General features: G+C 60.0%; 20 protein-coding genes and 1 riboswitch. Of the genes, 8 read left to right on the top strand and 12 right to left on the bottom strand.

What is annotated here, in order from left to right; translation table 11 throughout:
• Nucleotides 1-143: 143 nt before the first annotated feature.
• Together EDE09_RS22370 and EDE09_RS22365 are read right to left on the bottom strand one after the other, a co-directional pair.
• Entirely contained in the window at nucleotides 144-464 is a 321-nt protein-coding gene (locus EDE09_RS22370; protein ID WP_105370027.1) for a 2Fe-2S iron-sulfur cluster-binding protein, read from the bottom strand.
• Nucleotides 465-598: 134 nt separating this feature from the next.
• Nucleotides 599-973 carry an Hpt domain-containing protein gene (locus EDE09_RS22365; RefSeq protein WP_207914882.1) on the bottom strand — a complete coding sequence of 125 codons (375 nt, stop codon included), beginning with the start codon at nucleotides 971-973 and terminating at the stop codon, nucleotides 599-601.
• 467 nt (nucleotides 974-1,440) lie between these two features.
• On the opposite strand from EDE09_RS22365, the gene EDE09_RS22360 reads away from it, so the two are divergent.
• Entirely contained in the window at nucleotides 1,441-7,461 is a 6,021-nt protein-coding gene (locus EDE09_RS22360; protein WP_112798393.1) for a hypothetical protein, read from the top strand.
• A gap of 93 nt (nucleotides 7,462-7,554) precedes the next feature.
• Here the strand turns inward: EDE09_RS22360 and EDE09_RS22355 are convergent, their stop codons facing one another.
• Genes EDE09_RS22355 through EDE09_RS22340 form a run of 4 tightly spaced genes read right to left on the bottom strand, consistent with a single transcriptional unit; the run spans nucleotide 7,555 to nucleotide 11,564 of the window.
• Complete coding sequence (locus tag EDE09_RS22355; protein WP_105370029.1) at nucleotides 7,555-8,169, bottom strand: ABC-type transport auxiliary lipoprotein family protein; 615 nt, start codon at nucleotides 8,167-8,169, stop codon at nucleotides 7,555-7,557.
• A 31-nt stretch (nucleotides 8,170-8,200) separates the two neighbouring features.
• Nucleotides 8,201-9,571: an MlaD family protein gene (locus EDE09_RS22350; protein ID WP_105370030.1), complete on the bottom strand. Its 1,371-nt coding sequence runs from the start codon at nucleotides 9,569-9,571 to the stop codon at nucleotides 8,201-8,203.
• A gap of 8 nt (nucleotides 9,572-9,579) precedes the next feature.
• Entirely contained in the window at nucleotides 9,580-10,425 is an 846-nt protein-coding gene (locus EDE09_RS22345) for an ABC transporter ATP-binding protein (RefSeq protein ID WP_112798397.1), read from the bottom strand.
• On the bottom strand, nucleotides 10,425-11,564 hold the full coding sequence (locus EDE09_RS22340; protein WP_162712326.1) for an ABC transporter permease: 1,140 nt from the start codon (nucleotides 11,562-11,564) through the stop codon (nucleotides 10,425-10,427). The genes EDE09_RS22345 and EDE09_RS22340 overlap by 1 nt, the downstream gene beginning before the upstream one ends.
• A 117-nt stretch (nucleotides 11,565-11,681) precedes the next feature.
• Between EDE09_RS22340 and dgcA the strand changes: the two genes are divergently transcribed.
• Nucleotides 11,682-12,665: an N-acetyl-D-Glu racemase DgcA gene (gene dgcA / locus EDE09_RS22335; protein WP_112798399.1), complete on the top strand. Its 984-nt coding sequence runs from the start codon at nucleotides 11,682-11,684 to the stop codon at nucleotides 12,663-12,665.
• Here the strand turns inward: dgcA and EDE09_RS22330 are convergent.
• Both EDE09_RS22330 and EDE09_RS22325 read right to left on the bottom strand, forming a co-directional pair.
• Nucleotides 12,635-13,819: an MFS transporter gene (locus EDE09_RS22330; protein WP_112798401.1), complete on the bottom strand. Its 1,185-nt coding sequence runs from the start codon at nucleotides 13,817-13,819 to the stop codon at nucleotides 12,635-12,637. The two genes, dgcA and EDE09_RS22330, sit on opposite strands and share 31 nt — an antisense overlap.
• A gap of 104 nt (nucleotides 13,820-13,923) precedes the next feature.
• Nucleotides 13,924-14,739, bottom strand: coding sequence for a UDP-2,3-diacylglucosamine diphosphatase (locus tag EDE09_RS22325; RefSeq protein ID WP_112798403.1), 816 nt, complete (start codon nucleotides 14,737-14,739; stop codon nucleotides 13,924-13,926).
• Nucleotides 14,740-14,955: 216 nt separating this feature from the next.
• Between EDE09_RS22325 and EDE09_RS22320 the strand changes: the two genes are divergently transcribed.
• Both EDE09_RS22320 and EDE09_RS22315 read left to right on the top strand, forming a co-directional pair.
• The gene (locus tag EDE09_RS22320) at nucleotides 14,956-17,283 is read left to right on the top strand and encodes an NADP-dependent malic enzyme (RefSeq protein WP_112798405.1); all 2,328 of its coding nucleotides are present in this window, start codon (nucleotides 14,956-14,958) and stop codon (nucleotides 17,281-17,283) included.
• A gap of 119 nt (nucleotides 17,284-17,402) precedes the next feature.
• On the top strand, nucleotides 17,403-18,071 hold the full coding sequence (locus EDE09_RS22315) for a hypothetical protein (protein ID WP_112798407.1): 669 nt from the start codon (nucleotides 17,403-17,405) through the stop codon (nucleotides 18,069-18,071).
• Here the strand turns inward: EDE09_RS22315 and bluB are convergent, their stop codons facing one another.
• From bluB to EDE09_RS22300, 3 genes are all read right to left on the bottom strand, one after another.
• A complete protein-coding gene (gene bluB, locus EDE09_RS22310) occupies nucleotides 18,072-18,758 on the bottom strand; it encodes a 5,6-dimethylbenzimidazole synthase (protein WP_112798409.1) in 687 nt (228 codons plus the stop codon). It lies immediately after the preceding gene.
• Nucleotides 18,759-18,832: 74 nt separating this feature from the next.
• Nucleotides 18,833-19,018: riboswitch (cobalamin riboswitch) on the bottom strand.
• Nucleotides 19,019-19,044: 26 nt separating this feature from the next.
• Entirely contained in the window at nucleotides 19,045-19,875 is an 831-nt protein-coding gene (locus tag EDE09_RS22305; protein WP_112798536.1) for a TolB family protein, read from the bottom strand.
• A gap of 10 nt (nucleotides 19,876-19,885) precedes the next feature.
• Nucleotides 19,886-21,559: an NAD+ synthase gene (locus EDE09_RS22300; RefSeq protein WP_112798411.1), complete on the bottom strand. Its 1,674-nt coding sequence runs from the start codon at nucleotides 21,557-21,559 to the stop codon at nucleotides 19,886-19,888.
• Between the two features lie 228 nt (nucleotides 21,560-21,787).
• Between EDE09_RS22300 and pncA the strand changes: the two genes are divergently transcribed.
• From pncA to EDE09_RS22285, 3 genes are all read left to right on the top strand, one after another.
• Nucleotides 21,788-22,414, top strand: coding sequence for a bifunctional nicotinamidase/pyrazinamidase (pncA, locus tag EDE09_RS22295; RefSeq protein ID WP_112798413.1), 627 nt, complete (start codon nucleotides 21,788-21,790; stop codon nucleotides 22,412-22,414).
• Nucleotides 22,415-22,526: 112 nt separating this feature from the next.
• On the top strand, nucleotides 22,527-23,243 hold the full coding sequence (locus tag EDE09_RS22290; RefSeq protein ID WP_112798417.1) for an AzlC family ABC transporter permease: 717 nt from the start codon (nucleotides 22,527-22,529) through the stop codon (nucleotides 23,241-23,243).
• A gap of 1 nt (nucleotide 23,244) precedes the next feature.
• Complete coding sequence (locus tag EDE09_RS22285; protein ID WP_112798419.1) at nucleotides 23,245-23,559, top strand: AzlD family protein; 315 nt, start codon at nucleotides 23,245-23,247, stop codon at nucleotides 23,557-23,559.
• Between the two features lie 12 nt (nucleotides 23,560-23,571).
• Here EDE09_RS22285 and EDE09_RS22280 read toward each other — a convergent pair whose 3' ends face one another.
• Complete coding sequence (locus EDE09_RS22280; RefSeq protein WP_132412985.1) at nucleotides 23,572-25,404, bottom strand: aminopeptidase P family protein; 1,833 nt, start codon at nucleotides 25,402-25,404, stop codon at nucleotides 23,572-23,574.
• Nucleotides 25,405-25,658: 254 nt separating this feature from the next.
• Between EDE09_RS22280 and EDE09_RS28330 the strand changes: the two genes are divergently transcribed.
• Entirely contained in the window at nucleotides 25,659-25,832 is a 174-nt protein-coding gene (locus tag EDE09_RS28330; protein ID WP_165924259.1) for a hypothetical protein, read from the top strand.
• The last annotated feature ends 227 nt before the right edge of the window (nucleotides 25,833-26,059 follow it).

The raw sequence follows: 26,059 nt of genomic DNA, 5'->3' as shown, positions 1-26,059 counted from the left end.
AACGGTCTCCTGCGTTTTGTTCTCCTGGCGCGTCTTCAGCCGCAGGTGTCTCCTCCCTCGCCTGTCGGTGATGCGCCCGCCTTGCCTCGCTTGCCGTTCCTGCGCAGCGAGGCTTTTTTTTTCGCCGGCAATCCGAAGTGTGATCAGGCCTGCCGCTCGGGCACGTTGACCACGAGGCCATCGAGTTCCGGCTTGACCTTGATCTGACAGGAAAGACGCGAGGTTGGCTTCACCTCGAATGCAAAATCGAGCATGTCTTCTTCCATCGGAGACGGCGGGCCGACTTTTTCGGTCCACTCTTCATCGACATAGACATGACAGGTGGCGCAGGCGCAGGCACCGCCGCATTCGGCCTCGATGCCGGGAACGGAATTGCGAACCGCATTCTCCATAACCGTGGAGCCCGGCTCGGCCTCGATATCGAAGCGCGTTCCGTCAAAGGCAACGATCGAAATTTTCGTCATGATATTGGAAATCCGGGATGTTGAAGGTTGCTGCTCTATTTAAGCGCGCTGTCTTCCAATAAAACCCCGGCGCAGTCAACATTTTCGGGCGCCGCGGGCTGTTCCACGGGCGCCCTATGTATAAAGGGGCGCTCTCAGCGGCAGAGCTTGTTGATGAAGTTCTCCGCTTCCACGACCACAGCCCCGACAGCTGCCTTGAGGGCCGTATCTGCGCCACTGTCCTCGAGCTTCTGGGCCGCAATGGCGACCTTGAAGGCGCCGACTGCGTTGGCCGCCCCTTTCAGGCGATGAGCTATTGCGACGGTAGCGGTCGTGTCCGCGACGGCAAGATCCTGCAGCGCCCGCCGAGCCTGGCGTGCAAACATCTGAAGCACCTCAACCTCCAGAGCCTTGTCGCCCATGGTCTGTGTCGCGAGATGGACAAGATCAATCGGTCGGGATTGAGACGGGCAAGCGCCGCCTTGGTGTTCGGGGGCTTCAAACGCAATACTGACGGCTGCCACTGCCATGGGAGGTTTCCTTGTTGTTGTTCTTACATGTCCCGAATTGTGCGGGTCGGAGCCGGCTATCCCGTTAAATTCCGGCACAATCGGGGCTGAAATCTTCCCATATGGTTAATTTCTGCTAAGCTCCCGAGATTTTAGGACTTTTGCATCTGGCGATGGTTTAAATTCTGTTAACAACATTCAGCGCCGGATCTCCCTGGCCGGCGTTTTAATTGTGCCAGGGAGCCGAATGTGCCACTACAGTACGACTAAGGTGGCGGGGAATATTCTCCTTTTGCCACGGATGGCAGGTTGGTAAGCTTTCATTATCATCCGTTTGAAAGAACGGCCGTCCGACATGAAAATGAATAGGAAACTCAAGCCCCATGATGGGGCACGGGTTTCCGGCAGGCAGTGTTCCATCTGTCGGTCTGCGGGCGGCAGCGCGTCTGATGGGATTGCCGGGCGAGTATGTAACGAGGCGTAACCGCATGGCGAAGAAAACGAGCAGCGAGTCGATCGACGAGACGGCTTTCCAGGCGCTGGAAGAAGCTCTGAAGATCAATTTCAACGATGAGTCGCCGCGCAGCAGATCCGCGCCCCATGCCTCGGAGACAAGAGTGTCAGACACACCCAAGCAGCGTCCGTCTTCTCCGCAACATCAAGAGGAGCCCGCCGAGTCGTTCAGGTCGGCCGTCTCCGAAGCTGCAGCCAAGTCGCCGACGTTCCAGCCTGCGAACGATGCCGGCAGACGCAGCGCCAGCGCGATCCTCAGGACGCTCGAAGGCGGCGCCATGCGCTCCGCTATCCGCAATGCTGTGATCATTTCCCTTCTTTGGGCGGTGGCCGGCATCGGGTTGGGACAGGTAATTTACGGCAACCAGCTTTGGGAAATCACCTCCGTTGCAGGCGTGCTTGCCGCTCCAGGCATTGTCGCCCTCGCAGTGGGTATCCTCATCCCGATCATGCTGTTCTTCGCGTTCGCCATCATGATGGCGCGGGCACAGGACCTCAGAAACGCCGCCCGCTCCATGGCGGAGGTGGCGCTTCGCCTTTCCGAGCCGGAGACCATCGCCTCCGAGCGCATCATGAGCGTCGGCCAGGCCGTGCGCCGTGAAGTCTCCGCGATGAACGAAGGCATCGAACGCACGATCGCCCGCGCCACAGAACTCGAAACGCTGGTACATTCGGAAGTTAACGCACTCGAGCGCAGCTTTACCGACAATGAACTGCGCGTCCGCGGTCTCGTTCACGAACTCGGCGCAGAGCGCGATGCGATCGTCAATCATGCCGAGCGTATCCGCTCGTCGATCGTTGGCGCCCACGATCAGCTCAAGGAAGAACTTTCGCTGGCCACGGAGGAGATTTCGATCCGTCTTGCGACCTCGGGCGAAGCCTTCGCCTCGATGATCGATACCCGGGCAGCCGCACTCATGGAGAAGTCCGATGCCGCCGGCGAGGCGCTCGGAACGCTGCTGACCACCAAGGCAGAAAACCTGCTCCAAACCTTGAACTCCTCCGGCTTTGCGCTCGCCCATGAATTTGATGAGCGGATGGATCAGCTTACCTCGGTGCTCTCTACGCGCGGCCAAGCGCTCCTGACCGAGTTCGAAACCCGCGCCTCGTCTCTCGACGCCAACACCGAGAAATTGAATGCCGCGCTCGCAGATCGCACCCGGCAGCTCAACGAGACCCTGCTGGCCCGCACGCGAGAGATTACGGAAGGGCTTTCCAGCAGCGAAAGGACCCTTACCGGCTCGCTCGACGAAATACTGTCGAGCCTCAACAGCTCGCTGGAGGAAAAGGGTTCCTCCTTCCGCCAGAGCCTTCAGACGACCGTCGAGGATGTCGTCATGGACCTCGACATGCGCTCCAGCTTCTTCGAGGAACGCCTGCAGGCGACCGTGGGGCACCTCAGCACCACATTCGACGACAGCGTTTCTCAATTTACCTCCGCATTCGATCAGCGGGCCGGTTCGCTCGACAGCAAGCTGATGGACAGCCTGGCGCGTATCAACGAGACGGTGGCGAGCGGCTCGGAGTCTATCGAGAATATTCTCAGCTCCAGCATCGAACGCATCAGCTCATCGTTGACAGATCAATCCTTCGCGCTTGCCACCACACTCGGCACCGGCCAGGAAGTTTTAGACTCCATGCTCGAAAGCCGCTCGCGCGAGCTTTCCGATGCGCTGTCTGCGCGCAGCAGCGAAATCCAGGACGCTCTGGGCTCCCGCGCTGCAGAGATCCAGGATGTTCTCGGCTCTCGCACCGCGGAAATCCAGGATGTTCTGGGTTCCCGTACCGCAGAGATCCAGGAAGTGCTCGCGTCTCGTACGAGCGAGCTCCAGCAGGGCCTCACGGGCGCTCATCGACAAATCGAGAGCACCCTGACGGATGGCAACAGCGCTCTTCTGAATACGCTCACAGAAAACCAGACCAAGTTCGAACAGGGACTGGCAATCCGCTCGGGTGCGATCATCGCTGCGCTTTCCGGCAGCCACGACCATCTGACCGAGGTGCTCAGCCAGAAAACCGCAGCTATCGACGCTCTGATGTCGAACGCGCCGGAGCGGCTCGCAGGCATGTTCGATGAAAAGGCGGATCATATCGCTCGCACTTTGTCGGAAAGCGAGCAACGGCTCAGCGGCGATCTCGGGCGCCATGCATCGCAGATGCAGGCCTCGCTGGAGACCAATCGCGAGCGGATTTCCGAGATCCTCGAAGACAAGTCCATGGAGATCGCCACGTCCTTTGCGCTTGGCGAGGACCGGCTCACCGGCATGCTCGACGAAAAGTCGGAAGCTATCGCGCGTGCCCTGTCCGAAACCGAACAACGCATGAGCGGCGATCTCGGGCGTCGCACGTTCGAGATTCATGAAGCTCTGAGCACCAACCGCGATAAGCTCGCCGAACTCCTGGACGACAAGTCGATGGAAATCGCAACGTCGTTCGCGCTTGGCGAAGATCGTCTTTCCGGCATGCTGGACGCCAAGGCCTCGGCGCTGGTGAATGTGCTGTCCGATGCCGACAGCCGCATCGAGCAGTCCTTCGCGGCCCGGGCAGAGGCTATCCATAACGCCTATGCCGATAACCAGCTCAATCTCGACCTCTCGCTGGAAAACCGCAACGCGGAGCTTTCGCGTATCCTGGAATCCGGCGGAGAGCGGCTCGAACAGGCCGTGGGCAACGCCAGCAATCGCATCGAAAGCGCTCTTACCGACGGCACGGGCCGCTTTGAAGCAGGCCTGGCCGGCGGCCTGGAGCGGATGGAAACCGTTATGAGCTCCACGCAGGAGCGGATTGCGGCGACCATCGGCCTCGGCCATCAGCAGCTCGAGACAACCCTCAGTTCCGGCCACGACCAGATGCGGGAAACGCTCGAAGAGCGGACTAGCCTGCTTGCCAACACGCTGGGCGACGCGCGCAACCAGATCGGTGACCTGATGCAGGATCAGGCAACATCGCTGAGCACCTCCATCGCGGCGAGCGCCGGTATGCTGGAGATGACACTTGAGAATCAGAACAGCGCCTTGAAGGATGCGATCGATACTGCCGGGCAATCCCTCGAAGAGCGGCTCCGCGATAACGTCGGCACCCTTGCCGTTCGTCTTTCCGATGCCGCCGGCGAGATCGGTCGGTCGGCGGATGCCTTCTCCAATCGTATCCGCCAGACTGTCGGCGGCGTTCAGGGGGCTCTCGAGGAGACCGGTAGCCGGATCGAATCGACGTTCGGAGGGCTTGAGGATCGCATCCGCGGCGAAGTGGTGAATGCCACCCAGCTGGTCAACGACGCCGGAACCAATCTTTCGGCCGCACTCGACAGCCGCACCGCTGAGCTGGAGCGCGTTGCCGTCGAGGCCACGGACAGGATCGCCGACACGATGGACGGACGCACCGCCCGTATCGAAGAGCGTCTCGGCACGATCGACCGCGCCCTGACGATCGGGCTGGACAATGTGACCAAGACAATCGAAAGCAAGGCTGTCGGCCTCGCCTCGACACTACGCGAAGCCGTCAGCGCCGCGGCGCAAAGCATGGACAGCGAGGCCACCCGCTCGGCAGAGGTGCTTGCCCGCGCAGGCGCCGAGTTCACGGAAGAATTGGCAAACCGCAACAGCGAATTTACCAAGGCGATCGAGGACCGCTCAATCCAGATCGTCGGGCGAATTTCCGAGACGCAGAACAGGCTGGCCGGCCAGGCTGCGACTGTCGCACATGCCTTCTCCGAAGCCGGGAACGCGATCGTCAACAAGGTCGCCGAAGCCGATAGCCTCGTGAAGAAGCAGGTAACGGCAATCTCCGAGGCTCTCGACGATGCCCAGAAGGCGCTTGGCGAACGCGGCAACGATATCCGCACCACGCTCACGGAAACGGCAGACCAGCTTGACAATGCCATGGACGCCGTAGACCGCGCACTCGCGGCCCGCGGCGAGGCGATCCGTTCGGCGCTCGACAACCGCACTCGCGACTTGAATTCCATGCTCGCCAGCCGCTCGGCCGAACTCAGCCGCCTTCTCGACGAAAAGGCAAAACCGATGGTCGAGGAATATGCCGAGACTGGCCGCGCTGCCGTCGAGCAGATCACGGGTGCCGCCCAACAGGGTGCGGAACGCCTGTCTGCGACGGCCGAGGAAACCGCTGCCCGAATCCGCAACGAGAATTCCGCGCTCATCGACGCCATCGCCACCCGGACCAACGATACCCTGGCGGCCATCACCCAGCGCACTGAAAATGCCGCCGGCACCATGCGCTATGTTGAGCAGGGATTGTCCGCGGCTGTGAACAGCCTCATCGACAAGCTCGCTGAAAGCAATTCCAGCATCAGCGCCATGGTTCAGCAGGCAGCGCAGGATATCGGCAGCACCGCGGACGTCGCTGCTGAACATCTCGCCGAGGCCGACCGCAAGCTCGGCGCAACGGCCAGCCGCTTCTCGCAATCGGCAGGCCATGTTGCAGATATCGTGTCGGGTTCGACCCGTATGCTCGAAACCAACATCGAGCGGATGTCTGAAGTCTTTGGCCAGACGCTTGAGCAAGTCGGCGGTATCGTCAGCCGCTTCGACGAACACTCCAGAGTGCTGTCTGAGGCATCTGACCTCCTCGGTGCTGCGCAGTCTAACCTCGCCAGCACCCTGGATGAACGTCAGAATGCGCTCCGCAGCCTGGCAGGCGGCCTGCTCAAGCGCTCGGAAGAAATCGAAGGGACGATGCGCAACCTCACAGGCCTTGTGGACAGCGCTTTCGAAAAGGCCGAGGAACGCTCCCTGCAGGTCGGCTCGCGACTGCGTGAAAGCCTGCATGCCTCCTTCGCCGACATCGGCCGCACGCTCGGTGAAACCCAGCATCGCGCCGAAGTAACGGCCGACGCGATGCGGGAAGCCCTAGTCAATGCCGGTGGCGACGCCACCCGTGCCATCGAGTCGACCCTGTCGGATGCCGAGAAAAGAACGCGCGACCTTTCCGAACGGATGCGCGGAAGTATCTCTGCGTCCCTCACCGACGTCGAGCGGCTTCTGTCGGATGCCACTGACCGGTCCGGCAGTGCCGCAGAACAACTTCGCGAGACGCTGCGCCAGTCGGTCGAGGAAGCCATCAATCGCTTCTCCGGCGCAACCGATGAAATCCGGCGTTCGGCCCAGGACATCCGGCGCGAGCTGGATACGACCCGCTCGGAACTCAAGCGCGGTGCCTTCGATCTTCCGGAAGAGGCCAAAGAAAGCGCTGCCGCAATGCGTCGTGCAGTCGCCGAACAGATCAAGGCCCTCCAGGACATTTCTGCCCTGGTTGGACGCTCGACGCAGAATTTCGAAGTTTCGGAGGCTTCCGCCAGCCGTCCGGCTCCGGCACCTGCTCGTCCCCAGCCTGCCGCTCCTGCGCCTGTCCCGCCGCAGCCCGCTCCGCCTGCTCCTCGCAGCGATACATATGGCGCAAGCTCGCTGCGAGGCGCGCTTCCGCTTGATCGGCCTGCCCAGACGCCGGCTTCACGCGCGCCTGAACCGGCCCCCCGCGGCGGCAATGCCAGCGATGACGGCTGGATCAGCAATCTGCTCCGCGGCGCATCGCGCGATGAACTGGGCGAATCTCCGGTACCACGCCAGCAGCAGCCGGTGCGTACAGCCGAACCTGCGCCGGCACCCCGCAGCAATGGAGACAATCGCAATCCTCGCCACATGGTCGAGTCGCTGAATTCGCTCTCCGTGGACATTGCCAGGGCGATCGATCACGACGCATCGGTCGACCTGTGGCGCCGCTACCAGCGCGGCGAACGCGATGTCTTTACTCGCCGTCTCTATACGCTGAAAGGTCAGCAGACGTTCGACGAGATCAAGCGCAAGTACGAGCGGGAGCCGGAATTCCGTACCGCTGTCGACCGCTACATCGCGGACTTCGAAAAGCTGCTCGCCGATGTCGCCCGCACTGACCGCGACAAGACTGTCACCCAGAGTTACCTCACATCGGATACGGGCAAGGTCTATACGATGCTCGCCCATGCCGCTGGCCGGTTCAACTGAAGGCAACGACAATAGACAGACTAAAAAGGCCGCCTCAAAGGCGGCCTTTTTAGTTGCGGATTTGGCTGCTGCCCCAGGCGGTGAAACGACGCCCTATATCGACTTGAGCGCCCAGTCGACAATCTCCGCCCCAACCTTGGCAAAAGCCTTGTCGAGCGCTTCGATAAAATGACGGTTCTCGGAGCCGGAGACTGGCGAGGTGGCTTTGAAGACGCTCTGGCCGCGCACAGTGCCGTTGCGGTCGTTCAGCAGCTTTGCCGAAATTTCGACAACGGCGACCCGGGGACTGCCGGCGCTTACTTCAAAGGCCCGGATGTCGGTCACCACCTGATAGTCGATGGCGAGGCCCTGCCCCGGTTTACCGACGCCACCGAGACGACCGGAGTTTTCGAACGCTTCGACGAGTTTTGACTGAACGAGAGCCGGCAGGCGATCTCCCCATCGGGAGTTGGCAAGATACTGGATTTCCGACGGGGAAACGCGAACCACCACCTGCTCGCTGTTCAAAAGCTTGACGGCCGTCGGCTCGGGTATCAGGATCTGCCGGTTGCGTGCCGAAGGCCCCTGGCCTGCTGGGGTGATTGACAGATCGAACGTATCGTTGTTCGCGCTGCTGCCACAGCCGGTGACAAGCGCCGCCACCAGTGGCAGCGCGACGAGGAGCGGGCGGCGGTTTGCGCGTCGCGTTAATAACTCCGTACCAGTCATCAAAATCCCAGTCTCCAAATGGCGTCCCGCGTCACCGGCGTGTCCTGCCGTCATACTGCTTCACTGTCTCCCCGCCGAAGATCAGCCTTTGCGGGTTCTGGTCGAAATTGTTGATTGTCTGGTCGAGCGACTGGACGGTGCGCCGGGCGTCGTTCACCAATGTCTGGATGTCCCTCAAACCGCTTGAGGAGAAGCGCGACAGATTGTCGGCAATCGGGCCGACTCGCGCGTTGATGTTGTCGGCCACGGTCCGGAAGGATTCGAGCGTCCGGCGCGCTTCGGCAAAAAGCCCCTGCGAATCGTCGCTGGAGACGAGGCCATCGACTTTGGCGAGAATGCCGTCGACGCGGCTGGATGCCTCATTCAGCTTTCGGGCCAGTTCGGTGAAGTCGCCAACCGCGCGATCGATGTCTTCCCTGCGATTGGCGAAGCTGTCGACCACGTCGCGCGCCGAACTGATCGTCTGCCGGGCGTCTTCCGACGCGGCCGTTATATTGCCGATAGTTGTTTTCACCTGCTCCGGACTAACCGAACTCATCACCGTATCGACACGCCGCAATACGCTCTGGGCTTGGGTTCCTGCCTGTTCGAAATTTGCCGCCGCGTTCCTGACGTTGGCGACGAGATCGCCAAAATTGTCGGAAGCGTTCGCGATATTTCGGGTGGCTCGTTCGGTATTGGCCACGACCGCGTTGATCTTCTCGGCATCGATCGCGCTCACCAGCCGCTCGGCGGCCTGAAGGGTCGAATTCAATGTGCCGGAGACGCGATCGATCGTCGTAGACAGCGTGGACAAGCTGTTCAGGAACTTGTCGATGCTGTCGGAATTTTGAGCCAGAGCCCCGGTGAAGGTTTCGACGTTGCGAATGGTTTGAGTGAGCGGCCCGCGCGCATCCGCGACGAACCCTTGGATATCGCTGATCGCCGCGTCGGCTCGGTCGAGGATCTTGTCGGCAGTGGCGAGCAGGTTCGTGACGCTCGACTGCTCGGCGATCAGAACGGCCGGTCGACCGGTCTCCAACGACTTCTGGAGGATGTTCTCTTCGCCCTTCGCGCCACCTGAAAGCTCGATATAAGCCGCTCCGGTCAACCCCTGCACTTCAAGAGCAGCTTGCGTGGATTGGTAGACCGGTGCATCCGCTCTTACCTCCGTGAACGCGATCGAGTAGCGCGGATCGTCTGGATCGATGGTGAGGTTACGGACCGAACCGACCGGAATACCGTTGAAACGGACCGGTGAGCCGACGGAAAGGCCGTTCGCCGATCCGGGGATGCGGATGGCGAGCTCAGCCGTAGGTCCACCACGACCGGATTGCGCCATCCAGTAGACGAAGCCAAAGGCGGCGGCGATCACCAGCAGCGTGAAGAAACCGACAAGGGCGTAATTGGCTCTGGTTTCCATGGATTAGTTCACTTCTCTACTTCCGCAGCCGGCCGCTTTTCTTGAATTACGACAGACCGCGCCCGCTTTCCGCGGAAATACGACTGAACCCATGGATCGTCATGAGCAAACATATCTTCAAGAGTACCTTCCACCAATACCCGTTTCTGACCAAGCACGGCAATACGGTCACAGACCGAAAAAAGGCTGTCGAGGTCGTGTGTTACCATATAAACCGTCAGCCCGAGAGTGTCGCGCAGCTTGGCAATCAGCGCATCGAAATCGGCTGCCCCTATGGGATCGAGACCCGACGTTGGCTCGTCCAGGAATACAAGATCCGGGTCCAACGCAAGCGCGCGGGCCAGGGCGGCACGCTTGATCATGCCGCCTGAAAGCTCCGATGGGTATTTGTTGGCGGCATCCGGCGGCAGGCCCACCATCTCGATCTTCAGATAAGCCAACTCGTCCATCAAGGATTGTGGCAAGTCGAGATATTCGCGCATCGGAAGCTGGATGTTCTCCTTGACGGTCAGCGCCGAAAACAGTGCCCCGTGCTGGAACAGCACACCCAACCGCATGTCCACCTGCATGCGCTCCTCTTCCGAGGCGTTGTCATAGTCGATGCCGAGGATTTCGATCACGCCTGACCGGTGCGGCAGAAGGCCGAGAACCGTGCGCATCAGAACGGACTTGCCGGTGCCCGAAGCGCCCACAAAGCCCAGAATTTCGCCGCGATAGACATCGAGATTCAAACGGTCGAGCACCACCTGATTACCAAAGCCGACAGTGACATCACGTACCGAAAGCACGACTTGGCCACTGTTTGGCTTATCCTTGCCGTTACCCTCTACCGCCTCTTCCAACCCCGCCCCCATCAAAAATCGATTGCCGAATAGAAGATGGCGAAAAGCGCATCCATGAGGATAACGACGAAGATTGCTTTGACGACGGAGGTCGTGACGTGTTGCCCGAGAGATTCGGCGCTGCCGCCGACTTTCATGCCCTCCACGGCGGCAACGATACCGATCGCCAGTGCCATGAACGGCGCCTTGATCATTCCCGATGCAACGGACGTGTGGTCGATCGCCTCATGCAGACGTGACAGATATGTGTCGAAAGTGATGCCCGAATAAGCCCAGGCAACAACCGCCGCGCCGAAAAGAGCGGCAAAATTGGCGATGATGGTGAGGAGCGGCAATGCCACTGTAAGCGCCACGAGGCGCGGAAAGATCAGCACGCCCACCGGATTGAGGCCGATGACGGTCAGCGCATCGATTTCCTCGCGCATCTTCATCGAACCGATCTCCGCGGTAATCGCGCTGCCCGAGCGGCCGGCGATCATGATCGCCGTGAGGAGAACCCCGATCTCGCGAAGCTGAAGTATGCCGACAAGGTCGACCACGAAGATTTCCGCGCCGAAGTACCGGAGCTGAAAAGCGCCCTGCTGTGCAATGATGGCGCCGATCAGGAACGACATCAGCACGATGATCGGCACGGCCCGCACGCCCATCCGGTCGATATGGGTGACCACCGATGCGGGAGAAACCCCCGCCCCTCGGCCGAACTTCATCTGCGCGCCGCGGACCGCCGAACCGAGAATGTGCATGGCAGCATAAAAATCGCCGCCGAGCCCCACCATGATCTTGCCGCTCGGAGCAAATATCCGCTCGAAAAGCGTGCCTTTCTTTCCATTCTCGGCGGGAGGCGCAGGCGCCTTTTCCGGCAATGCGCCGATCAGTTCCCGGATCGGTCCTTCGCCCCCGGTAAGGACCGCGTCGCGGCCCTGTTCAACCTTGGACGTCATCAGCCGTCGAATCAGCCACGCTCCAGCCGTATCGACGCCGCCGACGCCGTTGAGATCGATCTCCAGCCTGCCCTGCCCCTGGGCGCGTTCCAGCCTTTCAAGATCATTCAGGATCGGAGAAATTGTCGAACCTCGCCAGTCGCCCGCCAAAAGATAACGTTCGCCGCCTGGCAGATCTTCGGCCTTGATTTCGGCTGCCTTGGACGTCACGGCTTCTTTCGCAGTCACTGGTCATTTGAGGTTTCAATACGATACGGTTGATCGCATTTTCAGGATCAGCAATAAAGCCGCCTCACAGGTATTTGCGTCAAAAGGATGCGTAAAACCATGCGCCGTCACCTCGAAGCCACAATAGAAACTTTTCCGATCGCCGGCTTATTCACGATTTCGCGCGGCTCGAAAACTGAAGCCGAAGTCATTACCTGCACGATCCGCGAAGACGGTTTCTCCGGACGCGGCGAATGCGTGCCCTATAAACGGTATGGCGAAAGCCTTGATGGCGTCCTTTCCGATATCCAGTCGATCACGGAGGCTGTCGACAGCGGGCTGACGCGCGAGGAATTGCAGACCCGGATGAAACCGGGGGCCGCACGGAATGCAGTCGATTGCGCGCTTTGGGATCTGGAGGCGAAGCGCGACGGCCTCCGGGTAGCAGACCTCATTGGCGCAGCCAGCCAGAAGCCTCTCGTTACGGCATTTACGCTTTCACTCGGCGAGCCCGCGGTTATGGCTGCCGATGCCCGCAGAAATGCTCAACGCCCGCTCCTCAAGATCAAGCTCGGTACCGAGGATGACGAATCACGGCTTCGCGCCGTTCGCGAAGCGGCTCCGAACGCACGCATCATCGTGGACGCCAACGAAGGATGGACGGAAGAAAATCTCTCGCACCACATGGCTGTCGCGGCGGAACTGAACGTGTCGCTCATCGAGCAACCTCTACCCGCCGGCAAGGATGCGGCCCTGGCCAATATCCGGCGCTTGGTCTCGGTTTGCGCCGATGAAAGCGTGCACATGACAAAAGATCTCGAAAGCCTTCGCGATCGCTATGATGCAGTCAATATCAAACTGGACAAGACCGGCGGCCTGACGGAAGCACTGGCCATGAAGGCCGAGGCTCAGCGACTTGGATTTTTGGTCATGCTCGGCTGTATGGTCGGCTCCTCGCTTGCGATGGCTCCGGCTGTTTTATTGGCGCAGGAAGCCGATTACGCCGATCTCGACGGGCCATTGCTGCTTGCAAGGGACAGGCCGACCGGCCTTCGCTACGAGGGTTCGCTGGTTTATCCGCCAGACCCTGACCTCTGGGGTTGAATGCGAGCCGCAAATGCGATCGTTGCCAGCCCGATCAAGGCGAGAAGCGACATCGCGAGGTAACTCGTCACCCCGAATTGCCGGTAAAGAAAACCGGACAATATGGTCGAAATTGCCAGAAACACGCCGTTGTAGAAGACATACGCGCCCTGCACCGTGGATTCCTGATGCTCCTGCACTGACTCTACCAGGCGTTGTTGAAGTCCCAGATGCACGAAAGCGAACGAAAACGCATGCAGGCCCTGTAGCGCCATGTAGCCCCAGAACCCCAGCGAGAATGGAAACAGGCTCCAGCGCAGGATCGCCGCCGCGCAGCCGATCCGCAACAGCGTCCAAGGCGATACGGACTTCGCGAGCCTGCCGGCCGTCAAAAATACGACGATTTCGAAAATGATCGCGGCGCTCCACAATATTCCGATGGATCCGCTCGAGAAGCCGATCTGCTGCCAGTGGATCGTGCCGAAGGTATAGAACATTCCATGGCTAGCCTGAGCAATCGACGCTCCGATCATCAACACATGCAAGTCGACACGACGGATCGAGCTGGGATTAAAACCGGCATTGGCGGGTCGAATCACGGCTTGACCGAGCCTCGGAACGGCAAACGCAACCAAGACTGTTAGCACAAATCCGACCGCCACTGCGGGCGGGATCGTCTGAAAACCCCAGTAACCCTGAAGCTCTCCGACGATAAGCGCGACAGCCATGAAGCCGACTGAGCCCCAGACGCGCATGGCGCCGTACTGGAATCCCCAACGCCGGACACCTGTGACTGCGACGGATTCGACGATCGGCGCATAAGGCGCAAAGAAAGCCGCCTGGAGGCTGACGATCAACAGCACAGGCCAAAAGGTGTCCGTAAAAAACATGGCCAGCGCCGTCGACAACGACAACGCGCCGGACCAAACAAGCATCAGCGTCCGCTCCCCCAGCCGGTCGGCAAAAACGCCGGCCACCGGCGCGGCGAACACCCGCAAGAGAAGTTGCGCGGCCAGCACAATCCCGATTTCGAATTCGGAAAAGGCAAGTCCGTCGAGCCAAACCGGCAGATAAGGCAAAATGACGCCGTTCACTCCCAGTGGTGCGCCATAGGCGAGTGCGCAGCGCAATTGGAAGAACCGGGGCGCGGCGGGCGCCGTCTGTGTAGGAATCACGATTTCACGGGTAGGTTGCTGAAACTTGCCGCTTACCTAACACAGAGCCCTGCCTATGCCTATGGCAAGAAATGGCCCTAGGCAGAGCTGACACGTATCGCAGTTCAGGCAGCCCGCATGTCCTCGACGACCTGCGGCGCCGCCAGTGCCTTGATCTCGGCGGCAGCGGTATCCCGCTGCCAGGAAATCATTTCGAGCCTGCCATCCTGATGTTCGACAATTGCCGTGCAGCTTTCCACCCAGTCGCCGGTATTGACATAATGGATGCCGTCGATGTCCTCCATCACTGCATGGTGAATATGGCCGCAGATCACGCCTTCCACGTTATGGCGGCGCGCCTCTTCGGCCACGACGCGCTGAAACTCGCCAATGAAGTTGACAGCATGTTTGACCTGCAGCTTTGCCCAGGCGGAGAAAGACCAGTAAGGCATGCCGAGGCGTCTGCGGATAGCAGCCAGGCCGAGGTTGATGACGATGGCCGCGTCGTAGGCCCAGTCGCCGAGATAGGCGAGCAGGCGCGCGTTGCGAACGACGACATCGAACTCGTCGCCATGCAAGATGAGGTATTTCCTGCCGTCAGCCATCTCGTGAATTGCTCGCTCGGCCACCTCTATTCCGCCGAAATGCGTGCCGGGAAACGACCGCAGGAATTCGTCGTGATTGCCGGGAATATAGACTATGCGTGTTCCCTTGCGCGCCTTGCGCAGAAGTTTCTGAACAACGTCGTTACACCCCTGCGGCCAATACCAGTTCCGTTTCAGCCGCCAGCCGTCGATGATGTCACCCACGAGAAAAATGGTATCGGCTTCATGATAACGCAGGAAGTCCAGCAGGAAGTCAGTTCGGGCGGCCTTGGAGCCGAGATGCACGTCCGAAATAAAGAGCGTTCTGAAATGCCTTGTTTCCACTTGCCCGGTCACGAAGTCGTCCTTTCGTCGCCGCTTCTTTGTTTTTCAAAACCAGACTCGTGTTTCAGGATGATGACAGGCTCCGGGAAAACCCCGATCAGCGGCGCTCCGATATCGCTCCATTTCCGCTATCACCGCAAATTAGCTGCTGTCGCACCCGGCCGATTGATGTAAGGAGGGTCTCTCCTTACCATCAGCCCATGCAGAAAAAACAAGCCAGGAGGAACCATGAACGCGCAGGATAAACCAAAATCGCCGGCCGTGCCGGCCACGGGCGATCTCGACGAGCAGGCGCTGTTCTTCCACCGCTATCCCCGCCCCGGCAAGCTCGAAATCCAGGCGACCAAACCGCTCGGAAACCAGCGCGACCTGGCACTTGCCTATTCGCCGGGTGTCGCCGCTCCCTGCCTTGCGATCCGCGACAATCCCGATGCGGCTGCCGATTTTACAGCCCGCTCCAATCTTGTCGCGGTGATTTCCAACGGCACGGCCGTGCTCGGCCTCGGCGATATCGGCCCGCTGGCATCGAAGCCGGTCATGGAGGGCAAAGCCGTCCTCTTCAAGAAATTCGCCGGCATCGATGTCTTTGACATCGAAATCGAAGCCCGCGGTATCGAGACGATGGTTTCTACCATCTCGGCGCTGGAGCCGACCTTCGGCGGGATCAACCTGGAAGACATCAAGTCTCCCGAATGTTTCGAGGTCGAGCGCCGGCTGCGCGAAAAGATGAACATCCCGGTGTTTCACGACGATCAGCATGGCACAGCGATCATCGTGGCAGCCGCGATCCTGAACGGGCTGGAACTCGCCGGCAAGAATATCGGCGACGTGAAGATCGTCACGTCCGGCGCCGGTGCGGCGGCGCTTGCCTGTCTGCATCTTCTCGTTTCGCTCGGAGCGAAGAAGGAAAATATCTGGGTTCATGACATCGAAGGCCTGGTCTACGACGGCCGCAACACGCTCATGGACGAGTGGAAGGAAATCTACGCCCAGAAATCCGATAAGCGTGTTTTGGCCGACAGCATCCACGATGCCGACGTCTTCCTCGGATTGTCTGCAGCCGGAGTGCTCAAACCAGAACTGCTTGCGCGCATGGCGCCGAAGCCGCTCATCATGGCGCTCGCCAACCCGACACCGGAAATCATGCCGGAACTCGCCCGCTCCGCCCGTCCGGATGCCATGATCTGCACCGGTCGTTCGGATTTTCCGAATCAGGTGAACAACGTCCTTTGCTTCCCCTATATCTTCCGCGGCGCGCTGGATTGCGGCGCCCGGACGATCAATGAGGAAATGAAGATGGCGGCGGTCAAGGCGATCGCGGCACTTGCCCGCGAGGAGGTTTCCGACGTTGCCGCTCGCGCCTATTCCGGCGAAACGCCCGTCTTCGGCGCCGACTACCTCATCCCCTCACCCTTCGATCCCCGGCTTATCCTGCGCATCGCACCGGCCGTCGCAAAAGCCGCAGCGGAAACCGGCGTAGCCTCCCGCCCGATCCAGGACTTCGACGCCTATCTCGATCAGCTCAACCGCTTCGTCTGGCGCTCTGGCTTTGTCATGAAGCCGATTTTCGCCGCCGCCAAGACCGCCGAGAAAAAGCGCGTAATCTTTGCGGAGGGCGAAGATGAACGCGTGCTTCGCGCCGCGCAGGTATTGTTGGAGGAAAAGACCGCCACGCCCATCCTCATCGGCCGCCCGTCGGTCATCGAGGCGCGCCTTCAGCGCTTTGGCATTCGTATTCGGCCTGAGGTCGATTTCGCAGTCGTCAATCCGGAAGACGATCCTCGATACCGCGAATATGTCGATGATTATTTCGCTCTGGTAGGGCGCAGGGGCATCAACCCGGAGACTGCGCGCACCATCGTGCGCACCAACAACACAGTAATCGGGGCGCTTGCCGTCAAGCGCGGCGAGGCTGACGCGCTGATTTGCGGCGTGGAAGGCGGTTATGATCGGCATCTGCGCGACGTCGAGCAGATTATCGGAAAAAGGGAGGGCGTCTGCGCCTTCTCGGGCCTGAGCCTCTTGATCTCTCAACGGGGCGCGATTTTCTTCACGGATACATTCGTGAACTACAATCCTTCCGCACAGGAAATCGCCGAAATCACCATTCTCGCCTCCCAGGAAGTCCAGCGGTTCGGCATCGTCCCCAAAGCGGCGCTGATCTGCCATTCGAATTTCGGTTCTCGGGATTCCGAAAGCGCACAAAAGATGCGCGCCGCCCTCAGCCTTGTACGCAAACGGACTCCTCAACTGGAAGTCGACGGTGAGATGCAGGGCGGCTCCGCGCTTTCGGAAGACCTGCGCAAGCGCGCCATGCCAGACAGCTCGCTGACCGGAGAGGCCAATCTTCTGATCTTCCCGAACCTGGACGCGGCCAATATCTCGTTGGGGATCGTTCGAAATCTCACCGATGCACTTCATGTCGGACCGATTTTGTTGGGTACGGCGCTGCCTGCACATATCCTCTCGCCCTCGGTAACGTCGCGCGGCGTGGTAAACATGGCAGCGCTGGCTGTTGTGGAGGCCTCACAACCGGATTTCGCTCTGCAGTCCTAGGCCTGTGAACCGCATAATCCGTACTGGCTCCGCAGATTGCGAGAGCGTGCTTATGATATTGTCAACTGGCCTGCCTCATGATGCGGTTACCGATTCTAGAGATCGCCGGACATCGACTGATGCGCATTCGCAACCTGCTGATCGCCCCAATTCTGCTTGCACCCGACATGGCTTCCGCGCGGGATATAGGCACCTGCGCGGCGCTTTACCGGCAACTCAACAATGCTCCGCAAATCATCGGCAACACCGCCGAGATGCGGCGCTATTCGCAACATCTCAGCGAGATCAACGGCGACATTCGTCGGCATCGAATCGAGATGCGCCGCAGCGGCTGCGGCGGCAGCATCGTCGTCTTCGGTGGCAGCGCTAATGGCGGCGCCTGCGACGAGATGCGCGATGCGCTTGGCGCGATGGAGCGTGAGCGCGACGCGTTGACGGCGGATCGGGAGAATGCACGCCAGCTCTGGCGCTCGTCGGATGAACGCAATGCCATTCTTGCGTCGATCCGATCGAACGGCTGCCTCCCTTCCGATGTCGAAGAGGAGCGGAAAGAGCGGCTGAAGGTTCAGGGGATCGAATTGCCGAAACCGGAGCCCTATTCAGGAGTGACCGACCTGCGGACAAAAGATCCGAAGGAAACGAAAGCGGCAAACCTGCCGCCGCCTCCGCCGTTGGAGCGCACCTACGATCCGAACAAGAAGGTTCGCATAGTGGGCCCCCAGTTTCTGCCGGATACAAGCATTGATCTTGCCAATCCGAAGTCTACCGGCCCACAACCCCAGCAGTGATCAAGCTCGGCCCCATTTGTCGTTGAATACCAGGTCCTCGAGCAAGAGCCGCTGGCGCCAGCCCTTTACCGCCAGCTCCGGTTCTCGATAAAGGCGGTCGACGTAGCCGACGCAAAGCCAGGCAACGATTTGAATTCCCTCGGGGATACCAAGCAGTGTCCGCAGGTCCGCCTCGTGGAAAATGCTGACCCAGCCCACTCCGACACCTTCGGCCCGTGCCGCCAGCCAAAGGTTTTGCACCGCGCAGACGGACGAGAATACGTCCATGCGCGGATCATGAGTGCGACCGATGACAACGGGGCCTGCCCGCTCGGGATCGCAGGTGACGCAAATGCTGAGCGGCGCCTTGCGGATGCCCTCCAGCTTCAGGTTTTGGTAGACCTCGCGTCGTTCTTGCGGAAACATCTCCGCCGCTTCCTCATTGGCCCGCGAGAAGGCCTGCCAGGCGGCTTCACGGACCTTCGGGTCACGCACCAGGATAAAATTCCACGGCTGCATGAAACCGACCGACGGCGCAGCATGCGCCGCCCCAAGCAGCCGCCCAACGAGATCGTCCGGAAGCGGCTCGGGTAAAAACTGATCGCGCACGTCACGGCGCGTCTCTATGGCCCGGTAGACCGCAGCACGGTCACGTTCCGGGAATTCTTCTGCAGGCATCAAGGCATCGGCAAAAAGATCAGGTCGCATCGTTAATCCCCAACAATGCTGACACCCCGCGTAATAAAGCAGGGCACCAAAAAAACCTTGCCGCCGTCCACGCGGGTCGGTCTATCTCGACAGGCCGGTCTTCTGACTTGGCTTCATCCGCTCGCCGCAGCCTTCCCGGAAATCCCAGTGGCATCTACTTTGCGGCAAGCGTCCGCCTCACAGCGTTGGGCACGTTCCGGTCTCGCACCGGATTCCCGATTCTCCTGCCAGCGGCAGGCACCTGACGTCGCGGTTATGCATGAGCGGCCTCACGCATTCAAGCCCCTCATGCGACAGGGAAGTAGCGCACATAGGCGAACTCGTTTCCATCCGGCGACCAGTTGGGCGAATTCATTGTGCCTTGCCCGCCAAACAACTCGAACAAGGTCTCCACATGACCGCCATCCATGTCCATCAGCCGCACGCGGACGTTTTGGTCGCGCGGATGATCGAATACCGTCGCGTCGTAGGAGATGAAAACGATCTTGTCTCCTTTTGGTGACGGATGAGGAAACCAGTCGCCGTAATTGCTGTCGGTGATACGTTCCGCTGCGCCTCCCGACGCAGGTACGCGCCAGATCTGCATGATGCCGGTACGGCTGGAGTTGAAATAGATCCATTCGCCGTCGGGAGAATAGTCGGGCCCGTCGTTCCGCCCCTCTCCGAAAGTCAATCGTGTCTCTTCGCCGCCTTCCCTATCGATCGTATAGATATCGAAGAGATCGTCGCGGATACCGCAATAGGCGAATTTTCCACCATCCGGTGACCAGCCATGCCAGTAGGAGGGCAGTTTCTCCGTCACCAGCCGGGGATCACCACCCTCCGCCGGTAGCACATAGATTGCCGACTTGCCGAATTCTACCTTGTCGGAAATGGCGATCAGCGAGCCGTCCGGCGAAATGCCATGATCGTTGTTGCACTCACGCGCAAAGCCGGTATCGACTGGAACGGGAGCGCTGTCACCCAGCGGTGACAGCCGGTAGATCAGCCCGTCGCTGTTGAGCATCAGATAGTCACCACGCGGCGACCAGTTCGGCGCTTCGAACAGAGCTTCAGTCTGCCAGACAACCCGGTATTGCCGGGTGCGAATATTGTAGATCTCGACAGAACTCCGCAGCGCCATGCCCTCACCGGTCCCGGAATCGGTTGGTGATCGGATAGCGCCGATCTCGACCGAAGTTCTTTTTGGTGATCTTTACACCGGGTGCGGATTGCCTCCGCTTGTATTCGGCAAGATAAAGCAGGTGCTCAATTCGGTGGACGGTCGCCAGATCGTGACCCCGGGCTACAATCTCTTCCGTTCCCATTTCCAGCTCGACCAGGCATTCGAGGATATCGTCGAGTACCGGATAGGGCGGCAGCGAATCCTGGTCGGTCTGGTTGGGACGCAATTCCGCAGACGGCGCCTTGGCAAGGATGTTCTTCGGGATGACCTCGCCGCCGGATCCCAACGCGCCAGGCGGCAGATGCTCGTTGCGCCATGCGGACAACCCGTAGACCTGCATCTTGTAAAGATCCTTGATCGGATTGAAGCCGCCGTTCATGTCGCCATAAAGCGTCGCATAACCCACCGACATTTCCGATTTGTTGCCGGTCGTCACCACCATGGAACCGAACTTGTTGGAGATCGCCATCAGGATCGTCCCGCGCGCACGGCTCTGCAGATTCTCCTCCGTGATGCCCTCGTCCGTTCCCTCGAATAATTCCGACAATGCCGATGAAAATCCGTCGACCGGCTCGGCAATCGCCACGATGTCGTAGCGGCAGCCAAGAGCCTTGGCACAATCGGCCGCATCCTTGAGCGACTCTTCTGACGTGTAGCGATAGGGCAGCATCACCGTGCGCACCCGTTCCTCTCCCAGGGCATCCACGGCAATGGCCGCGCAGAGCGCCGAGTCGATACCGCCTGAAAGCCCGAGAACCACCGATTTGAAGCCGTTCTTGTTGACATAGTCGCGGAAGCCCAGCAGGCACGCGCGGTAATCCGCTTCCTCCTTTTCGGGAATACGCGCCATCGGGCCGCGCGTACAACGCCAGCTGTCGTTGGCCTTCTTCCATTCGGTCACGGTGATTGCCGGTTCAAACTGGCTCATCTGGAAGGCGAGTGTCTTGTCGGCGTTGAAAGCAAAACTTGCGCCGTCGAAGACAAGCTCGTCCTGTCCCCCGACCTGGTTGGCGAACAGCAGCGGCAGACCGCTTTCGATCACCTGACGCAGGGCGACCTGATGGCGGACATCCACTTTGCCCCGATAGTAAGGGGAACCGTTCGGCACGAGCAGGATATCCGCTCCGCTTTCCGCCAGCGTCTCGCAGACGCCCATGTCGTTCCAGATCTCCTCGCATATCGGAATGCCGATCCTGACGCCCCGGAAGTTGTAAGGCCCCGAGATCGATCCTTCCGTGAAAACGCGTTTCTCATCGAACTCGCCATAGTTCGGCAGATCGACCTTGTCCCGTATCGCAACGATCTTGCCACCGTCCAGCAAGGCAACCGAGTTGTGCCGGCCCGCCTCCCCCTGTCGCGGAAAGCCGATGACGACGCCGGGACCACCATCGGCAGTATCGGCCGCCAGCTGTTCGACAGCCCTCTGGCAGGCAGCCAGGAAAGCCGGTTTGAGGACGAGATCTTCTGGCGGGTATCCGGAGATAAAGAGCTCTGTGAAGAGAACAAGGTCTGCCTCTTCGCCGGCGGCGTCCCTGCGCGCTTCCCGCGCAAGGGCCAGGTTGCCGGCTATATCGCCGACAGTTGGGTTGAGCTGAGCGACGGCGATACGGAGTGTCTGGCTGATATCCTGTGTCATGCCTCACGATTTAGCGCCCGCCGATGACGCCGGCAACATCGCTCGGGGGAATTTTTTGCGATGTTTCAAGCGGATGAGCGGACACCAGAGTAATCGCTGCAGGCATTCCAGAGGCAGAACCCAAAGGGTACCTTTGGATCTGCCTAGAAAGGCGCTTTGCATTGGCCGGCTTGATCGTTGGCGCCGTGATGGGCATTTTGTTGGAAGCAAGATTCGGAGGAAGTCGCAATGAAGGCCCTGCTGCTGATCGACATCCAGAACGGCTTCTGCCCTGGTGGCAACCTGCCCGTGCCGCACGGAGACGACGTGGTGCCAATCGCCAATCGGCTGATCGAGGACGGTGGATACGACGTTATTGTCGCGTCTCAGGACTGGCACCCGAAAAATCACGGGAGCTTCGCTTCACAGCATCCAGGTAAAAAGCCTTTCGAGATGGGAAAGCTTTCCGGCAAGCTGCAGGTGATGTGGCCCGATCACTGCGTGCAGGAAACACCCGACGCCGAATTCCATCCGGACCTCAACATCGCAGCCGTGGACTATATTCAGCAGAAGGGCGAAAACCCCGCTGTCGACAGCTATTCCGCCTTCCGCGACAACGATCAGGCGGCATTGACGGGCCTCGCGGGATATCTGAAGGCGCAGCAGGTGACGGAACTCGATATCTGCGGCCTCGCCACCGACTATTGCGTCAGATATTCGGTGCTCGATGCGGTCGAGATGCTGCCGGATGTAAAGGTGCGGTTCATAGAAGACGCCAGCCGCGGGATCGATCCGGAAGGAGTCGTGGCTGCGATAGCCGAGATGAAAGCCAACGGCGTCGACATCATCTCGAGCAAGGACGTGCTAGCTGATTGATCGGCGGGAACGGCTGCAGCCAATGACAGTTCAGCGAAATCGATCGTCCCATCAGCCATATTCAATTGCGTTGAATTCGGCACGGCCCTAAAGCGTCCCAAAGGACTTTTTCATGAAGCGCGAAGACATCATCGATGGCCTGAAGGGCGGAGCTATCATTGCGATTTCCTCCGCGCCCTTTGCGATCCTGTTCGGTGCCGTGGCTGTCGACAATGGCTTGTCGGTGCTCGATGCGGCCATCATGAGCGCCACCGTCTACGCGGGGGCAAGCCAGTTGGTCGGCATCGAACTCTTCGGCCACCATGTCGCCCCTTGGCTGATCGTGCTTTCGGTCTTCGCGGTTAACTTCAGGCATATCCTTTATTCGGCAGCGCTGACGCGCTTCATCACCCACTTCTCACCGGTCCAGAAATTCTTCGCCTTTTTCCTGCTGACGGACCCACAATTTGCCGAGTCGGTGAAGCGCGGTGAGGACGGCCGGGGTGTCAGCTTTGAATGGTATCTCGGTTTCGGGCTTTCGATCTACTTTCCCTGGCTGTTCTTCAGCACCGTCGGAGCCTGGTTCGGAAGCATGATGGGCGACCCGCGGACATTGGCGATCGACGTCCTGCTGCCGACGTATTTCATGGGATTGGTGCTCGGTTTTCGCAGGCGCTCCGGTTTCTATCCTGTCGTGCTTGCCAGCACGCTCGGATCCATTGCCGCCTATCACTTTGTCGGCTCCCCATGGCATGTCAGCATTGGCGCGGCGGTCGGGGTAGCGGTGGCGGCATTGCTGCCGCTGCCGGCGAGCGAACCGGAGCCTATGGCAGAGAAGGCGGAGGCCTGACATGAGCGAGGTTCTCAACCCGGAAATGCTCCTGCTGATCTTCGCCGCGGCAGTTGCGACCTTTCTCACGCGTGTCGGCGGTTATGTCCTGATCACGCGGATGAAGACCATCCCTCCCCGGATGGAACAGGCGCTGAATGCCGTGCCAGCAGCTGTCCTGACCACACTGGTCGCACCCGCCTTCTTCAATGGCGGATGGGATGTGAAGATCGCCATGTCGGTGGCGCTTCTCGTCAGCTTGCGTTATCCGGGTCTGATCATGCTCGCCGCCGGCTGGGCGGCGGCAATGGCAAGCCGCCACCTATTCGGCTTCTGATCGTTCCGCGGCTCACGCCAGCGGCTCGGTGGCCTCCACCAACCAATCCCTGACCGCCTGATTATCGACGAGCGGCATTAGCTTTTCCCGCACGTCGGCATGATAGCGGTTGAGCCATCCGAGCTCTTCCAACGTCATCAGCGCCGGCAAGACGAGCCGGCGGTCGATCGGGCACCATGTCAGGGTCTCGAAGGCGAGCATCGGCTGATCGCCGCCGTCGATCTCTTCTGCCGCCTTCACATAGATCAGGTTTTCGATGCGGATGCCGAAGGAGCCGGGGCGATAGTAGCCCGGTTCGTTGGAAAGGATCATGCCCGGCAATAGCTCCTGTGTCGCCAGCCGTGAGATGCGTTGCGGCCCCTCGTGGACCGAAAGATAGGAGCCGACGCCGTGGCCCGTTCCGTGGGCGTAGTCCCCTCCAGCCTTCCAGAGCGCAATGCGGGCGAGCGGGTCGAGATCGCAGCCCCGCGTCCCCTTCGGAAAACGCGCCGCACTGATGGCGATCATCCCTTTCAGCACCAGTGTGAAGAAGCGCTTCCAGTCTTCCGCTACGGCGCCAACAGCGACAGTGCGGGTGATGTCGGTCGTACCGTTGATATATTGGGCACCGGAATCGATCAGGAAAAGTTCGCCAGCCTCAAGTTTGCGGTCCGTCTCGGTCGTCACCCGGTAGTGGATGACAGCACCGTGCTCGCCGGCTCCGGAGATTGTGTCGAAGGAAATATCCTTCAACGGGTTCTGCATGTTCTGGCCCACACGAGTACGGGCCGCCTCCAGCGCCTTTACCGCATCGATCTCCGTAATCGAACCGGGCGGCTGCGCATCGAGCCAATGGAGAAATTCCACCATCGCCACACCATCCTGCAGATGGGCCTGAGCCGAGCCATCCAGCTCGGCCCTGTTCTTGCAGGCCCGGGGCAGTTTTGCGGGATCGGAAGCCTCCACCACCTCGCCGCCGACAGCGGCAATAGCCTTCGTCAGCGCCAGCGGCGTCAGCTCGGAATCGATCAGGATCTTTCCGCCATCCTTCGCAAAAGCCGACAGTCGGGCGAGAAATTCGGACGGCGGGCGCTGAACGGAAAGCTGCGCGAGATAGGCTGAGACCTCGATACCGGTCTTCATTGGATCCAGAAAGATTTCAGCCTTGCCTTCGGCCGGAATGATGGCGCGGCTCAAAGGATGCGGCGTATGCGGAACATCGTCGCCGCGGATATTGAATATCCATGCGACGGACGACGGGTCGGTTATGAGGACCGCCGCTGCGTTCTTCTCTTTCACGTGCCTGGCGATCTCCGCGATTTTTTCGCCGGCAAGCAGGCCCGCATGCTCCTGCTTCTGGATCGAAACAGGGCCGAGCGGTTCGGACGGACGATCATTCCAGATAGCATCGAGCGGATTGCCATCCAGAAGCACCAGCGCGCCATCGATCTGCCCAAGCGCCTTTTCGAGGCGCCGCGCTTCGGCACCCGCATGAAGCCACGGATCGATACCTAACCGGAATCCTCTGGGCGCATGGCGCGGCAGCCAGATATGCGGCGGTTCGTTGACGAGGTCGCCGCCGGTGAAGACCGTACCGTCCACCTGCTCGGCAAGCTGCGTCACGTAACGTCCATCAACGAAAACCACGGCTTCACGCTGCGTGATGAGTGCAATGCCAGCCGAACCGGTAAAGCCGGTAAGCCAGGCAAGCCGTTCGGCTGACGCGGGCACGTATTCGCCCTGATATTCGTCGGCACGCGGCACGAGAAACCCATCGATACCAAGTTCGGCCAGCCTCGCCCTCAACGCGGTGACACGCTCACGGCCGAATTGTGGGGACGACTTTACTTCGAAAGACTGAAACATGGGTGCAAATTTCCGGCTGCTTGATTCCGACAACACCATGCCATGTTAGACGATTTTTGGCGGGGTGTGCCAGCCAGTCCGAAGATGAATGACGGAACACATCTACCGTCAAATTAACGCGAGGTTCACGGCGTCCTATGCGCTGGACGCATATCACCAATGATGGAAGCCCTCTCCTTGTGCAGTGCAAAATAACCTATATCTCAATCATCGAACGGGCGCCGAACAAGGCTCGCTCCAAAAGGATTACTCCCATGGCAAATTCTTTCTTCCGCAGTGCTTTCAACCGCGTGGTAGAAGCTCGTGAACGTCAGGTTGCCCGCTACGTCAACGGCGCCTTGCTGAACCTCGACGACGAAACGCTGAAGGGTCTGGGCACCAGCCGCGAAGAACTGCGCCGCAAGGGCGCCACCAGCTACGTATTCTGATTTTCTGGCCGGCGCGATGATCCTCCCTCACTCGCCCCGGCTTTCGGAATACGAGACCCGCTTGAGCAGCTCCTCCTCCCAGCTCGCGGGTACGATCAGCACTACAAGCTGATCCAAGGCGGCACCACAAGTGCCGCCTTATACATTGAGAGGCCGGAGCGTCTGTTATGATGCTCCGGCCTCGTTTGTCATTGGGGTGATCGCAACACCGCAATGGCTGAGGGCAA

It is taken from the genome of Neorhizobium sp. S3-V5DH (assembly GCF_004343065.1).
Lineage (GTDB): Bacteria > Pseudomonadota > Alphaproteobacteria > Rhizobiales > Rhizobiaceae > Neorhizobium > Neorhizobium huautlense.
The sequence above is the reverse complement of the archived record's forward strand: the minus strand, read 5'-3'. Positions and strand labels throughout refer to the sequence as shown.

Excerpts from the sequence above, each read along its gene's own strand:
- EDE09_RS22300 (WP_112798411.1), bottom strand. The coding sequence starts at position 21,559 with ATGACACAGGATATCAGCCAGACACTCCGTATCGCCGTCGCTCAGCTC.
- EDE09_RS22350 (WP_105370030.1), bottom strand. The coding sequence starts at position 9,571 with ATGGAAACCAGAGCCAATTACGCCCTTGTCGGTTTCTTCACGCTGCTG.
- bluB (WP_112798409.1), bottom strand. The coding sequence starts at position 18,758 with ATGCGACCTGATCTTTTTGCCGATGCCTTGATGCCTGCAGAAGAATTC.
- EDE09_RS22285 (WP_112798419.1), top strand. The coding sequence starts at position 23,245 with ATGAGCGAGGTTCTCAACCCGGAAATGCTCCTGCTGATCTTCGCCGCG.
- EDE09_RS22360 (WP_112798393.1), top strand. The coding sequence starts at position 1,441 with ATGGCGAAGAAAACGAGCAGCGAGTCGATCGACGAGACGGCTTTCCAG.
- EDE09_RS22345 (WP_112798397.1), bottom strand. The coding sequence starts at position 10,425 with ATGGGGGCGGGGTTGGAAGAGGCGGTAGAGGGTAACGGCAAGGATAAG.
- EDE09_RS22320 (WP_112798405.1), top strand. The coding sequence starts at position 14,956 with ATGAACGCGCAGGATAAACCAAAATCGCCGGCCGTGCCGGCCACGGGC.
- pncA (WP_112798413.1), top strand. The coding sequence starts at position 21,788 with ATGAAGGCCCTGCTGCTGATCGACATCCAGAACGGCTTCTGCCCTGGT.
- EDE09_RS22365 (WP_207914882.1), bottom strand. The coding sequence starts at position 973 with ATGGCAGTGGCAGCCGTCAGTATTGCGTTTGAAGCCCCCGAACACCAA.
- EDE09_RS22280 (WP_132412985.1), bottom strand. The coding sequence starts at position 25,404 with ATGTTTCAGTCTTTCGAAGTAAAGTCGTCCCCACAATTCGGCCGTGAG.
- EDE09_RS22315 (WP_112798407.1), top strand. The coding sequence starts at position 17,403 with ATGCGCATTCGCAACCTGCTGATCGCCCCAATTCTGCTTGCACCCGAC.
- EDE09_RS22355 (WP_105370029.1), bottom strand. The coding sequence starts at position 8,169 with ATGACTGGTACGGAGTTATTAACGCGACGCGCAAACCGCCGCCCGCTC.
- dgcA (WP_112798399.1), top strand. The coding sequence starts at position 11,682 with ATGCGCCGTCACCTCGAAGCCACAATAGAAACTTTTCCGATCGCCGGC.
- EDE09_RS22370 (WP_105370027.1), bottom strand. The coding sequence starts at position 464 with ATGACGAAAATTTCGATCGTTGCCTTTGACGGAACGCGCTTCGATATC.
- EDE09_RS28330 (WP_165924259.1), top strand. The coding sequence starts at position 25,659 with ATGGCAAATTCTTTCTTCCGCAGTGCTTTCAACCGCGTGGTAGAAGCT.
- EDE09_RS22290 (WP_112798417.1), top strand. The coding sequence starts at position 22,527 with ATGAAGCGCGAAGACATCATCGATGGCCTGAAGGGCGGAGCTATCATT.